We start from the raw sequence: 13,372 nt of genomic DNA, 5'->3' as shown, positions 1-13,372 counted from the left end.
CGTTTCTGCGCGTAGGCTAAACCATCGCCAACGAGTGCTTGCGCTTGGGCGCGCCGAACACACGGTCGATGGCGTCGAGATCATGCTCGTCGAGCAGCAGGTTGGCGGCGGCTGCGTTCAGTCGCACGTGCTCCGGCGAAACAGCCTTGGGAATAGCGATCACACCCTCTTGGCGCAACACCCAGGCCAGTGCGACCTGGGCCGGTGTGACCTCATGGCGATGGGCGATCTGCTTGAGGGTCGTACTGGACAACAACTCACCGCCCTGCGCTATCGGGCAGTACGCCATCAACGGCAGGTAATGTTGCTGCCACCAGGGTAGGAGATCGAATTCGATGCCGCGCTCTTCGATGTTGTAGAGCACCTGGTTGGTTGCGCAGGCAGCGGACGCAAGCTCCTGCAGGTCTGCCATGTCGAAATTGGAGACGCCCCAACGGCCGATCTTGCCGGCTTCGCGCAGACGCTCAAACGCTTCAACGGTTTCTTCAAGCGGGTGTTGGCCACGCCAGTGCAGCAGGTAAAGATCGATGTAGTCAGTACCCAGCCGCTGGAGGCTGGCTTCGCAGGCACGCGGGACGCCCTTGTGGCTGGCATTGTGCGGGTACACCTTGCTCACGAGGAACACCTGGTCACGTTTGCCGCGAATGGCTTCGCCGACCACCGTCTCGGCGCCGCCCTCGCCATACATTTCAGCGGTGTCGATCAGGGTCATGCCCTCGTCGATTCCCAGTTGCAACGCCGCAACTTCGGCGCGGTGCTGGTGCGGGTTTTCGCCCATGCGCCAGGTTCCCTGGCCGATGACAGGGACGGGAACACCCGCCAGATCAATGGTACGCATGACAACCTCCTGATGAGTTCGCGGATTAACAGTGTGGCATTGGTCGGACAAAAGCGTTCAATCGCAGTATGGTTGGCCTTTGCCAAGTCGCGAGGAAAGACCCGCAATGCTGTTTGTCGTGATGCTCGGGGGCAAGCACCCCAGGGCGAAAATTGAAGTGCACGATGTGGTGTTCGCCGCTGCGGATACGCTGGAGGCCACTTATCCGCAATTGCGTGACGGTTGGTTTGGCAGCCCCAAGGGCGTGCATATCGACTCGTGGATGGCCGTGGATGGCGTCGACGGCTGGAAGGTCGAACTCAGCCATCTGGCACCCCAGGCGGACGCGCATCACCTGTACTTCATCAACCTGGGCGGTTATGAAGCGAACACCTTTGGCGAAGCCCATCACTACCTGCTGGTGGTCGCCCGCAACAAACAGCAAGCCATGGGCATGGGCAAGCAGCAGATGCGCGGGCATTGGTCCCAGGCCCATACCGATGGTGTGCTGGATATCGACGACTGCCTGCCCATCGACCTGGTGGATGGGCGCTACCTGCACCTCGTCCAGGCGCCGCACCGGGCAATCCTGCAGCGCAACGACTATATCGTGCTGCCCTGAACCCAACCGATCAAATACCGGGAACTTTGCCAGGAAATAACCGCCTGAATCCGGTAGGCTCACCCTTTTTACTCAAGGAGTTACTCCCCATGGCCAAAGCCACCGCCCGTCACATCCTCGTTTCCACTGAAGACAAGTGCAACGAACTCAAGGCCCAAATTGAAGGCGGCGCCGATTTCGCAGAAATTGCCAAAGCCAACTCCAGCTGCCCGTCCAGCCGTCAAGGCGGCGACCTGGGTTCGTTCGGTCCAGGCCAAATGGTTAAAGAATTCGACACCGTGGTATTCAGCGCCCCGGTCAACACCGTGCAAGGCCCGGTGAAAACCCAGTTCGGCTACCACCTGCTGGAAGTCACCAGCCGCCAGGACTGATCCAGTCCGCGCTGATGCAATAAACAACGGCCCGCCTTTTGGTGGGCCGTTGTGCATGTGATGACTGGCGACGCTGATGCCGTTAGCGTACAAATCCCTATTCCTGTTCTTCCGGCGCTCAAGACTGATAATGCGATTGGCCTTTTCGACTCTATTTCGTTCCACCCTCGCCCTGCTGCTGGCCAGCACCGCCGTGATCGCGGCGCCGCAACCGTCGCTGACGGTGTACGGCGAACCGGCCAAGTACCCTGCCGGCTTTAGCCATTTCGACTACGCCAACCCCAACGCGCCCAAGGGTGGCAGCCTGCGGCGCTCGGCCATTGAAATCGGGCGCTTCGACCACGTGTTGCCGTATATCGACAAAGGCATCGGCGTGTCACAGGTTGACGGCTGGCTCTACGCGCCCCTCGCCCTGCGTTCCCTGGACGAGCCCTATACGGTCTACGGACTGGTCGCCGAAAAGATGGAGCGCGCCGAAGACGGCCTGTCCCTGCGCTTCTACCTCAATCCCAAGGCGCGCTTTGCCGATGGCAAACCCATCACCGCCGAAGACGTACGCTATAGCTTCGATTTATTGATGACCCAGGGCAGCCTGCGCTTTCGCACGCTGTTCGCCGACGTCAAGCACGTCGAAGTGGAAGGTGAGCGTCAGGTACGCTTCGACTTTTCCAGCAATGAAAACCGCACCTTGCCCCTGGATATCGCCACCCTGCCGGTGTTCCCCGAGCATTGGTGGAAGACTCGCGACTTCGCCAACGGCGGTGGCTACGAAGCCCCGCTGGGCAGCGGCCCGTACAAGGTCAGCAAAATCGACTCCGGCAATACCATCACCTTTACCCGCGACCCGAATTGGTGGGGCAAGGATTTGCCCGTCAGCCGTGGCCTGTACAACTTCGATCACTTGAGCCTGGAATACTTCGGCGACACCGAAGTGGCCCGCCAAGTGCTGCGTGGCGGCGCGTATGACTTCAATCGCGAATTTTCCGCGACCGGCTACTCCATCGGCTACAACGGTCCCGCGCTGGATGACGGCCGTCTGCAACGCGCCCACCTGGCCAAGGACATGCCGCAACCGGCCCAAGGCTATGTCTTCAACGTGCAGAAGCCGATCTTCAAGGACCGCCGTGTGCGCAAGGCCCTGGCAATGCTGTGGGATTTCGAATGGGCCAACCGGCAGATGATGCGCAACCTGTACATCCGTCAGCAGAGCTTCTTCTCCAACAGCCCGTTGGCGGCGACCCAACTGCCGACCCAGGAAGAACTGGCGATTCTCGAACCCCTGCGCGGGCAGATCCCTGATGAGGTGTTTACCCAGGTGTTCAAGGCTCCGGTCACCGATGGCAGCGGCATGATCCGCGACAAGCAGCTGCAAGCCCTGGCCCTGCTTGAGGAAGCCGGCTGGAAACCCGCCGGCGACAAGCTGGTAAACGCCGAAGGCGAACCGCTGGAGTTCACCTTCCTCAATGCCCAAGCCGGTCTGGAGCGTCTGTTGCTGCCCTATAAGCGCAACCTGGCGCAGATTGGTATTACCCTGAATATCCGTCGCATCGACTCATCGCAATACGTGAACCGGCTGATGTCGCGCGATTACGACATGATCGTCACCGGGTTCCCCGTCACTACCTCCCCGGGCATGGAGCTGTACAACTACTTTGGTTCCAGCGCCGCTTTCGATTCAGGCGCGAACAACTACATGGTGCTCAAGGATCCTGCAGTCGACGCCTTGATCAAGGGCCTGGTCAAGGCCGACACCCAGGCGCAGATGCTCACCTACGCCCATGCCCTGGACCGAGTGCTGCAATGGAATTACCTGTGGATTCCCAATTACTACCCGCCCGGCACGTCCGCGGCGTGGTGGAACCGTTTCGGTCGCCCGGCCATCGAGGCCAAGAACGACGAGGCCCTGGAAACCTGGTGGGAAATCAGCCCCACGCCACTGACCACTGAACAGATGAACGCCGAACTGAAAAAAAGCGGAGGAGCGCGCTGATGTTTGCCTATATCGTGCGGCGCCTGCTGCTGATTATCCCGACGCTGGTGATCATCCTGCTGGTGAATTTCGTGATCGTGCAGGCCGCGCCCGGCGGCCCGGTTGAGCAGGCCATCGCCCATTTGCAGGGGATTGGCGGCGGTGGCGTCGGCGGTTCATCCGGCGAAGGCATCAGCAGCGGCTCGCGGTCCAGCCGGGGCCTGGACCCGAAGCTGATCGAGGACATCAAAAAACAGTACGGCTTCGACAAGTCCGCACCGGAGCGCCTGTGGCTGATGCTCAAGAGCTATGCCCAGCTGGACTTCGGCAATAGCTTCTTTCGCGGCTCGACGGTGATTGACCTGATTCTGGAAAAGATGCCGGTGACGATCTCGCTGGGTCTGTGGGCAACGCTGATCACCTACCTGGTGTCGATCCCCCTGGGGATTCGCAAGGCGGTGCGCCATGGCAGCAGCTTTGATGTGTGGAGCAGCACCGCCATCGTGATCGGCTATGCGATGCCGGCGTTTCTGTTTGCGATGTTCCTCATCGTGGTGTTCGCCGGCGGCACCTCACTGAACTGGTTCCCGGTGCGCGGACTGGTCTCGGAAAACTTCGAAGAACTGAGCACTGTGGGCAAGATTGCCGACTACTTCTGGCACCTGGTGTTGCCGGTGACGTCTTTGGTGATCGGCGGCTTTGCCACCCTGACCATTCTCACCAAAAATTCGTTCCTTAATGAAATCACCCGCCAATACGTGGTGACTGCACGGGCCAAAGGCTTGAGCGAACGACGCGTGCTGTACGGCCATGTGTTCCGCAATGCCATGTTGCTGGTGATCTCGGGGATTCCCCAGGCGTTTATCAGCGTGTTTTTCGCCGGCTCGTTGCTGATCGAGGTGATTTTCTCTCTGGATGGTCTCGGTCGCATGAGCTATGAAGCGGCCGTTTCACGGGATTACCCGGTGGTGTTCGGCTCGCTGTTTATCTTCACCCTGTTCGGCCTGCTGATAAAACTCATCGGTGACCTCTGCTACACCTTGGTGGACCCGCGTATCGACTTCGCCGCGAGGAACGCCTGATGCTTAATCTGTCCCCCGTGGCGCGCCGACGCTTCGAGCGTTTCAAGAAAAACCGCCGTGGCTGGTGGTCGCTGTGGCTGTTTATCGGCCTGTTTATCCTGACCCTCGGCGGTGAGCTGATCGCCAACGACAAGCCCCTGGCGCTCAGCTACAAGAACGAGCTGTATTTCCCGGTGTTCAAGCGTTACACCGAACAGCAGTTCGGCGGCCAGTTGCCGTTCCAGGCCGACTACCGCAGTGACTACGTGCAAAAGCTGATCAAGCAGGACGGCGGCTGGATGCTGTTCCCGCCGATTCCGTTCAGCGATGACACGCCCAACTACGAATTGACCCGCCCTGCCCCCAGCCCGCCGTCGGCGGTGAACTGGCTGGGCACCGACGACCAGTCCCGCGATGTGCTGGCGCGGGTGATCTTCGGTGCGCGGGTGTCGATCCTGTTTGCCTTGGCGCTCACGGCCATCAGCGCGGCCATCGGCATTGCCGCCGGGGCCTTGCAGGGTTACTACGGCGGCTGGGTGGATTTGATCGGCCAGCGCGTGCTTGAGGTGTGGTCCGGTTTGCCGGTGCTGTACCTGCTGATCATCCTGTCGGGCTTTGTCGAACCGAATTTCTGGTGGTTGCTGGGGATCATGGCGCTGTTTTCCTGGCTGGCCCTGGTGGATGTGGTGCGCGCCGAGTTCCTGCGCGGGCGCAACCTGGAGTACGTCAAGGCCGCACGGGCGCTGGGCCTGGGCGATGGCAAGATCATCAGCCGGCATATCCTGCCCAATGCGATGACCGCCACTTTGAGCTACCTGCCGTTTATTTTGACCGGGGCGATTTCCACCTTGAGCGCCCTGGACTTCCTCGGCTTCGGCATGCCAGCGGGCAGCGCGTCGCTGGGCGAACTGATCGCCCAGGGCAAGCAGAACCTGCAAGCGCCGTGGCTGGGCCTGACGGCGTTTTTCACCTTGGCGCTGATCCTGTCGCTGCTGGTCTTTATCGGCGAGGCGTTGCGTGACGCCTTCGACCCACGTTCATGAGTAAGTCCCTAATGAACCTGATCGAAATCCGCGACCTCAGCGTCGCCTTCAGCGGCCAGACGGTCGTCAGCAAGCTCTGCCTGGACGTGCGCCCCGGCGAATGCCTGGCGCTGGTGGGTGAGTCGGGCTCGGGCAAGTCGGTCACGGCCCATTCGATCCTGCAACTGCTCCCGGAGGCCGGCACTGAGACCGCAGGCTCCATTCAGTATCGCGGCCAGGAACTGATCGGCGCGTCGGCGGCAACCTTGCAGAAGCTGCGCGGCAACCGCATCGCAATGATCTTCCAGGAGCCGATGACCTCCCTCAACCCGCTGCACAGCATCGAAAAGCAGATCGGCGAAACCTTGCTGCTGCACAAGGGCCTGGGCGGCAAGGCGGCGCAGGCGCGCATCCTCGAACTGCTCGAACTGGTGGGCATCCAGAAACCCGAGGGGCGCCTCAAGGCGTATCCGCACCAACTGTCCGGCGGCCAGCGTCAACGGGTGATGATCGCCATGGCCCTGGCCTGCGAGCCGGAGTTGCTGATTGCCGACGAACCCACCACCGCCCTGGACGTGACCGTACAACGCAAGATCCTGCTGCTGCTCAAGTCCTTGCAACAGCGCCTGGGCATGTCGCTGCTGCTGATCAGCCACGACCTCAACCTGGTGCGCAGCATTGCCCAGCGGGTCTGTGTGATGCGCGCCGGGGAGATTGTCGAGCAGGCTGACTGCGAGACCTTGTTCACCGCGCCGCAACATCCCTACAGCCGCCTGCTGCTGGACGCCGAGCCGTCCGGCGATGTGCTGTGCAGCGATCCACGCGAGACGGTGCTGGAAGTCGACGACCTGAGCGTACAGTTCCCCCTGAGCGGTGGGCTGTTTCGGCGCAAAACCTACCTGCGCGCCGTGGACGGCATCAGCCTCAGCGTACAGCGCGGCAAGACCCTGGGGATCGTCGGCGAGTCCGGCTCGGGCAAATCCACCCTGGGCCAGGCGATCCTGCGCCTGCTGGATTCCAGCGGCAGCATCCGCTTCCAGGGTGAAGCCCTCGACCCGCTGAGCCACCAGCAAATGCGTCCATGGCGCAAACAGATGCAGGTGGTGTTCCAGGACCCTTACGGTAGCCTCAGCCCGCGCATGTCGGTGCAGCAGATCATCAGCGAGGGCCTGGAAGTCCATGCACCGTGCAGCCTCGCCGACCGCGACGCGCAGGTGATCCAGGTGCTCAAGGACGTGGGCCTCGACCCCGCCAGCCGCCATCGTTACCCCCATGAGTTTTCCGGTGGCCAGCGCCAACGCATCGCCATCGCCCGCGCCCTGGTGCTCAAGCCGGCCCTGATGCTGCTGGACGAACCCACCTCGGCGCTGGACCGCACGGTGCAGAAGCAAGTGGTGGCGCTGCTGCGCGAACTGCAGGACAAATACGGCCTGACCTACCTGTTTATCAGCCACGACCTGGCCGTGGTGCGCGCCATGGCCCACGACATGATCGTGATCAAGGACGGCAAGGTGGTGGAGCACGGCGCCAGCCATGATGTGTTCGAATCGCCGCAACATCCGTACACCAGGGAGTTGCTGGCGGCGGCGTGCGGACTGTCGACATGAGCACCAGCCTCAAGGACTACCAACAGGTTCGCGGCCTGGCGATCCAGTCGCTGTTCGAGATCATCGAGCAGTCCAGCGAAGGCACGGTGATTGTCGACCGCGACGCCAACATCGTGTGGATGAACGAGCGCTACGCCAAGCGCTTCGGCCTCAAAAGCGCTGACGAAGCCATCGGCCAGCCTTGCGAGCAGGTGATTTCCAACAGCCTGTTGCGTCAGGTGGTGCGCAATGACCAGCCGATCCTGCTGGACATCCAGGACACGCCCAAAGGTCCGCTGGTGGTGATGCGCCTGCCGATCCACAACGACGCCGGCGCGGTGATCGGCGCGATTGGCTTTGCGCTGTTTGATGAGCTGCGCAACCTCTCGCCCCTGATCGAACGCTACCTGAGCATGCAGCAGGAATTGGCCTCAACCCGCTCGCTGCTGCGCTCACGCCAGAGCAAGTACAACTTCGCGCACTTTATCGGTACCAGTGCCGCCAGCCTTGAAGTCAAGCGGCGTGCCCGGCGCAGTGCGAGCGCCGAGTCGCCGGTGTTGCTGCTCGGCGAAACCGGCACCGGCAAGGAGTTGCTGGCCCAGGCCATCCACGGTGCCTCGCCACGGGCGCACAAGGCGTTTGTGAGCATCAACAGTGCGGCGATTCCCCATGACTTGCTGGAGGCCGAATTCTTCGGCACCGCGCCGGGTGCCTTTACCGGTGCCGATCGCAAGGGCCGTCCCGGCAAATTCCAGATTGCTCAGGGCGGCACGCTGTTCCTCGATGAAATCGGCGATATGCCGCTGCCGCTGCAAAGCAAATTGCTGAGGGTGTTGCAGGAAAAGGAATTCGAACCGGTCGGCTCCAATGAAATGCTGCACAGCGACGTGCGGGTGATTGCCGCCACGTCCATGGACCTGGAAGCGGCCATAAAGCGCGGCGAGTTTCGCGCAGATTTGTATTACCGGCTGAATGTGCTGCCGATCCAGGTGCCGCCCCTGCGTGATCGACTGGAGGATATTCCGGCGTTGAGCGAGGCGATCCTTGAAGAGCTGCGCAGCCAGCATGAACTGGACCGCGACGCCTTGGCGCTGCTGGCACAGCACGCGTGGCCGGGGAATATCCGTGAGCTGCGCAATGTGCTGGAACGGGCGGCCTTGTTGAGTGATGACCTGGTGCTGAATGCCGAGGAGATTCGAGCGGCGATTGGCACGTTCAGCCCTGTGGAGCGCGGCGCTGTTGCGGCGGTTGAGGGTGAGACGTTCGCGGCGGCGCGGGAGCGGTTCGATCGACAGGTAATAGGGGCGGCGCTCAAGGCCTGTGATGGGAATGTGGTCGAGGCGGCAAGGCGCTTGGGGCTGGGCAGGTCGACGCTGTACAAGAAAATGGTCGCCCTGGGCATCGCCTGATCTCAAAAAAGAGACAACATTCTCCCTATCAAGACACTCTACTGTGGGAGGGGGCTTGCCCCCGATGGCATTGGATCAGTTGACAGATGCAGTGGCTGACACACTGCTATCGGGGGCAAGCCCCCTCCCACATTTGCGTCCTGTATGTCTCTATACTGAGACAAAACCAGCAAGCCGCCATGCAAACTCACTAAATATTGTTTATTTTCAATGAGTTGAATATTTGGCACGCATCTCGCTATAGCCTTTCTCCAAAGCACCACCCCACAACAATAACAATCCGATGGAGACACACCATGAGTGTGATCATTGCCCTGGCAGCGCTCGCGTTGCTGATGCTGGCTGCCTACCGTGGCTATAGCGTTATCCTGTTTGCCCCCATAGCCGCCCTCGGCGCTGTCTTGCTCACCGACCCATCCGCCGTCGCCCCTGCGTTTACCGGGGTGTTCATGGAGAAAATGGTCGGCTTTATCAAACTGTATTTCCCGGTGTTCCTGTTGGGTGCAGTGTTCGGCAAGCTGATTGAGCTGTCGGGCTTCTCGCGCTCTATCGTGGCGGCTGCGATCCGTCTGCTCGGCACGCGCCAGGCGATGCTGGTGATCGTGCTGGTCTGCGCCCTGCTCACCTACGGCGGCGTGTCGCTGTTTGTGGTGGTATTTGCGGTGTACCCGTTCGCGGCGGAGATGTTCCGCCAGAGCAATATCCCCAAGCGCCTGATCCCGGCGACCATCGCCCTCGGCGCGTTTTCGTTCACCATGGACGCCCTGCCGGGCACGCCGCAGATCCAGAACATCATCCCCAGCACCTTCTTCAACACCACCGCCTGGGCCGCGCCGTGGCTGGGTTTGATTGGCACCATCTTCGTGTTCTGCGCCGGCATGCTGTACCTGGCGCGCCAACGCAACAAGGCCCAGCGCGCCGGTGAAGGCTACGGCACCGAGTTGCGCAACGAGCCGGAAACCGCCGAGAACCTGACCCTGCCCAACCCGTGGATCGCGCTGTCGCCGCTGATCCTGGTGGGCGTGATGAACCTGCTGTTCACCCACTGGATCCCACAGTGGTACGGCAAGACCCACAGCCTCAGCCTGCCAGGGATGAGCGCGCCGGTGACCACTGAAATCGCCAAGCTCACCGCGATCTGGGCGGTGCAGGCGGCGTTGCTGGTCGGGATCATCATGGTGCTGGTGTTTGGCTGGGCGGCAATCAAAAGCAAGCTGGCCGAGGGCAGTAAAAGTGCGGTCAGCGGCGCATTGCTAGCGGCGATGAACACCGCGTCGGAATATGGTTTTGGTGCGGTGATTGCCTCGCTGCCAGGCTTCCTGGTGCTGGCGGACTGGCTCAAGGGCATCCCCAACCCGCTGGTCAACGAAGCGATTACCGTGACCCTGCTGGCCGGTATCACCGGTTCCGCGTCGGGCGGTATGAGCATCGCCCTGGCGGCCATGTCCGAAAGCTTCATTTCGGCGGCCCATGCGGCCAATATTCCCCTTGAAGTGCTGCACCGGGTCGCAGCCATGGCCAGCGGCGGGATGGACACCCTGCCCCACAACGGCGCGGTGATCACGCTGCTGGCGGTCACCGGGCTGACCCACCGCGAAGCCTACAAGGACATTTTCGGCATTACGATCATCAAGACCCTCGCGGTGTTCGTGGTGATCGGTACTTTCTACGCCACCGGCATTGTGTGAGGTTTTCATGACGACTTTGAATGGCAAGACCGCCCTGGTCACCGGCTCTACCAGCGGCATCGGCCTGGGGATCGCATTGAGCCTGGCCAAGGCGGGCGCCAACCTGATTCTCAACGGCTTCGGCGACGCCAGTGCGGTGGTCGCCCAGGTCCAGGCATTTGGCGGCAAGGTCGGCCATCACCCGGCGGACGTGAGCGACCAGGCGCAAATCACCGACATGATCGCCTACGCCGAACGTGAATTCGGCGGCGTGGACATCCTGGTCAATAACGCCGGCATCCAGCACGTGGCAGCCGTGGAAGACTTCCCGGCTGAACGCTGGGACTCGATCATTGCCATCAACCTGTCGTCGGTGTTCCACAGCACGCGCCTGAGCCTGCCGGGCATGAAGGCCAAGGGCTGGGGACGCATCGTCAATATCGCCTCGGTGCATGGCCAGGTCGGGTCGGTGGGCAAGGCGGCCTATGTGGCAGCCAAGCACGGCGTGATCGGTTTGACCAAAGTGGTGGGCCTGGAGACGGCCACCAGCAACGTGACCTGCAATGCGATTTGCCCAGGTTGGGTGCTGACGCCGTTGGTGCAAAAGCAGATTGATGATCGCGTGGCCAAAGGCGTGGACCCGCAACAGGCGCAGCATGATCTGCTCGCCGAGAAGCAACCCTCGCTGGAATTCGTGACGCCGCCGCAGTTGGGTGAGTTGGTACTGTTCCTGTGCAGCGAAGCGGGCGCGCAGGTGCGCGGTGCCGCCTGGAACATCGATGGCGGCTGGCTGGCCCAATAACCCCAGACACATTTATAAGAACAAGAGACCTTGCTGATGTCCGAGATCCTCTGGCAACCCTCCCCCGAACGCATCCGCCATACGCGGATGGACGGGTTCCGCCGTTTCATTAACGACCGCCACGCCTTGCAACTGGCCGACTACCCCGCGCTGCACCAATGGAGCATCGACCAGCGCCCGGACTTCTGGCAGGCCATCGTCGCCTTCTTCGACGTGCAGTTTCGCAGCCCGCCCGGCACCACGCTGATCGAAAACACCGAGATGCCCAGCGCTCAGTGGTTCCCCGGCGCGACGCTGAACTTTGCCGAGCACTTGCTGCGCCGTCGCGACGCTCATCCAGCGGTCGTCGCCATCAGCGAAGACGGCCAGCGCGAACAACTCACCTATGCCGAACTGGCCGCACACGTCGCCGGCCTGCAAAAAAGCCTGCACGCCGCCGGTATCCGCCAGGGTGACCGCGTTGCCGCGTGCATGCCCAACACCTGGCAAACCCTGGTGGGCATGCTCGCCACCACCAGCCTGGGCGCGATCTGGTCGTGCTCCTCACCGGACTTCGGCACCCAAGGCGTAATCGATCGCTTTGGGCAGATCGAGCCCAAGGTGCTGATCACCTGCGCCGGTTACCAGTACGCCGGCAAGACCATCGACCAGAGCGCCAAGCTCAATGAAATCCTCGAACGGCTGCCGTCCCTGGAGCAGTTGATTGTGGTGCCGTATGCGCGGCCCGAGGCGCAGGTCGAGGACTACCGCACCCCGGCAAACGTTGCGCTGTGGAATGACTTCTACCAACCCGGCGGCGAGCCCGAATTTGTCGCGGTGCCGTTCGACCATCCGCTGTACATCCTCTATTCCAGCGGCACCACCGGCGTGCCCAAATGCATCATCCACAGCACCGGCGGCGTGTTGCTCACGCACCTCAAGGAACACGGCCTGCATGCCGACCTGTGCCGCGAGGACTGCCTGTTCTACTACACCACCTGCGGCTGGATGATGTGGAACTGGCTGGTGTCAGTGCTGGCCATCGGCGCGACGGCGGTGCTGTACGACGGTTCGCCCTTTCATCCAGGCCCGGAGCGCTTGATCGACCTGATTGATGCCGAAAAAATCAGCGTATTCGGTACCAGCCCCAAGTTCCTCGCCACCCTCGAAAAGGCCGGCCTGCAACCGCGCCTGAGCCATGACCTGGGCAGCCTCAAGGGGTTGATCTCGACCGGTTCGCCGCTGTCGCCCCAGAGCTACGACTACGTTTACCGCGAGATCAAGGGCGAGTTGTGCCTGTCGTCGATGTCCGGCGGCACTGATATCGTGTCCTGCTTTGTGATCGGCAACCCGGTGCTGCCGGTGCGCCGTGGCGAAATGCAGTGCAAGAGCCTGGCGATGGCCATCGAGGTGTGGGACGACCAGGGCCAGCCGTTGATCGGCGAAAAAGGCGAGTTGGTGTGCACCCGGCACTTCCCGGCCATGCCCATCGGTTTGTGGAACGACCCGGACCAGAAAAAGCTGCGCGCGTCGTATTTCAGCCAGTTCCCCGGCGTGTGGGCCCAAGGCGACTACGCCGAGCAACGCCCGAATGGCAGCCTGCTGATCCATGGCCGCTCCGACGCCGTGCTCAACCCCGGCGGCGTGCGCATCGGCACAGCGGAAATTTATCGCCAAGTGGAAAAAATCCCGCAGGTGCTGGAGAGCCTCGCCATCGGCCAACGCTGGCAGGACGACGTGCGCGTGGTGCTGTTTGTGCGCCTCGATGAGGGCGTCGAGTTGGATGAGGCCCTGCAGCAGCAGATCCGCCAGGTCATCCGCGCCAACACTACCCCGCGCCATGTGCCAGCCAAAATCCTGGCTGTTACCGATATCCCTCGCACCATCAGCGGCAAGATCGTTGAATTGGCGGTGCGCAACGTGGTGCATGGCGAGCCGGTAAAGAACACCGACGCCCTGGCCAACCCGCAGGCACTGGAGGAGTTTCGCGACCGCCCGGAACTGGCGTAAAGATGAAAGGTTTCAGCCCTGAGGCACTCATTTGAAGACAAACCCCGAATGCGTGCT

Annotated in this window: 11 protein-coding genes; 10 read left to right on the top strand and 1 reads right to left on the bottom strand. The window is 61.8% G+C overall.

Annotation, left to right across the window (positions count from 1 at the left end; translation table 11 throughout):
* Nucleotides 1-16: 16 nt before the first annotated feature.
* Entirely contained in the window at nt 17-838 is an 822-nt protein-coding gene (locus EJD88_RS08410; protein WP_158877671.1) for an aldo/keto reductase, read from the bottom strand.
* A 106-nt stretch (nt 839-944) separates the two neighbouring features.
* Between EJD88_RS08410 and EJD88_RS08405 the strand changes: the two genes are divergently transcribed.
* From EJD88_RS08405 to EJD88_RS08360, 10 genes are all read left to right on the top strand, one after another.
* Complete coding sequence (locus EJD88_RS08405) at nt 945-1,439, top strand: DUF1543 domain-containing protein (protein WP_099583205.1); 495 nt, start codon at nt 945-947, stop codon at nt 1,437-1,439.
* 89 nt (nt 1,440-1,528) lie between these two features.
* The gene (locus EJD88_RS08400; RefSeq protein ID WP_005788801.1) at nt 1,529-1,810 is read left to right on the top strand and encodes a peptidylprolyl isomerase; all 282 of its coding nucleotides are present in this window, start codon (nt 1,529-1,531) and stop codon (nt 1,808-1,810) included.
* Between the two features lie 130 nt (nt 1,811-1,940).
* A complete protein-coding gene (locus tag EJD88_RS08395) occupies nt 1,941-3,800 on the top strand; it encodes an extracellular solute-binding protein (protein ID WP_158877669.1) in 1,860 nt (619 codons plus the stop codon).
* Complete coding sequence (locus EJD88_RS08390; protein ID WP_122306167.1) at nt 3,800-4,861, top strand: microcin C ABC transporter permease YejB; 1,062 nt, start codon at nt 3,800-3,802, stop codon at nt 4,859-4,861. The genes EJD88_RS08395 and EJD88_RS08390 overlap by 1 nt, the downstream gene beginning before the upstream one ends.
* A complete protein-coding gene (locus EJD88_RS08385) occupies nt 4,861-5,883 on the top strand; it encodes an ABC transporter permease (protein WP_160385023.1) in 1,023 nt (340 codons plus the stop codon). The genes EJD88_RS08390 and EJD88_RS08385 overlap by 1 nt, the downstream gene beginning before the upstream one ends.
* An 11-nt stretch (nt 5,884-5,894) precedes the next feature.
* Nucleotides 5,895-7,469, top strand: a complete 1,575-nt coding sequence (locus EJD88_RS08380; protein ID WP_158877783.1) for an ABC transporter ATP-binding protein — start codon at nt 5,895-5,897, stop codon at nt 7,467-7,469.
* Complete coding sequence (locus tag EJD88_RS08375; RefSeq protein ID WP_099583200.1) at nt 7,466-8,857, top strand: sigma-54-dependent Fis family transcriptional regulator; 1,392 nt, start codon at nt 7,466-7,468, stop codon at nt 8,855-8,857. Before EJD88_RS08380 ends, EJD88_RS08375 begins: the two co-directional genes overlap by 4 nt.
* 296 nt (nt 8,858-9,153) lie before the next feature.
* A complete protein-coding gene (locus EJD88_RS08370) occupies nt 9,154-10,545 on the top strand; it encodes a GntP family permease (protein ID WP_099583199.1) in 1,392 nt (463 codons plus the stop codon).
* 7 nt (nt 10,546-10,552) lie between these two features.
* Nucleotides 10,553-11,326, top strand: a complete 774-nt coding sequence (locus EJD88_RS08365; RefSeq protein WP_158877667.1) for a 3-hydroxybutyrate dehydrogenase — start codon at nt 10,553-10,555, stop codon at nt 11,324-11,326.
* 36 nt (nt 11,327-11,362) lie between these two features.
* Nucleotides 11,363-13,315: an acetoacetate--CoA ligase gene (locus EJD88_RS08360; protein ID WP_158877665.1), complete on the top strand. Its 1,953-nt coding sequence runs from the start codon at nt 11,363-11,365 to the stop codon at nt 13,313-13,315.
* Nucleotides 13,316-13,372 lie beyond the last annotated feature (57 nt).

Source organism: Pseudomonas sp. PB105, from assembly GCF_009764655.1.
Taxonomy (GTDB): domain Bacteria; phylum Pseudomonadota; class Gammaproteobacteria; order Pseudomonadales; family Pseudomonadaceae; genus Aquipseudomonas; species Aquipseudomonas cyclaminis.
Note: the sequence above shows the minus strand (reverse complement) of the source record. Positions and strands in the feature narration are given on the sequence as shown.

Bases quoted from the DNA above. Each gene is read 5' to 3' on its own strand.
- EJD88_RS08390 (WP_122306167.1), top strand. From the start codon at position 3,800: ATGTTTGCCTATATCGTGCGGCGCCTGCTGCTGATTATCCCGACGCTG.
- EJD88_RS08370 (WP_099583199.1), top strand. From the start codon at position 9,154: ATGAGTGTGATCATTGCCCTGGCAGCGCTCGCGTTGCTGATGCTGGCT.
- EJD88_RS08385 (WP_160385023.1), top strand. From the start codon at position 4,861: ATGCTTAATCTGTCCCCCGTGGCGCGCCGACGCTTCGAGCGTTTCAAG.
- EJD88_RS08400 (WP_005788801.1), top strand. From the start codon at position 1,529: ATGGCCAAAGCCACCGCCCGTCACATCCTCGTTTCCACTGAAGACAAG.
- EJD88_RS08410 (WP_158877671.1), bottom strand. From the start codon at position 838: ATGCGTACCATTGATCTGGCGGGTGTTCCCGTCCCTGTCATCGGCCAG.
- EJD88_RS08360 (WP_158877665.1), top strand. From the start codon at position 11,363: ATGTCCGAGATCCTCTGGCAACCCTCCCCCGAACGCATCCGCCATACG.
- EJD88_RS08375 (WP_099583200.1), top strand. From the start codon at position 7,466: ATGAGCACCAGCCTCAAGGACTACCAACAGGTTCGCGGCCTGGCGATC.
- EJD88_RS08380 (WP_158877783.1), top strand. From the start codon at position 5,895: ATGAACCTGATCGAAATCCGCGACCTCAGCGTCGCCTTCAGCGGCCAG.
- EJD88_RS08365 (WP_158877667.1), top strand. From the start codon at position 10,553: ATGACGACTTTGAATGGCAAGACCGCCCTGGTCACCGGCTCTACCAGC.
- EJD88_RS08405 (WP_099583205.1), top strand. From the start codon at position 945: ATGCTGTTTGTCGTGATGCTCGGGGGCAAGCACCCCAGGGCGAAAATT.
- EJD88_RS08395 (WP_158877669.1), top strand. From the start codon at position 1,941: ATGCGATTGGCCTTTTCGACTCTATTTCGTTCCACCCTCGCCCTGCTG.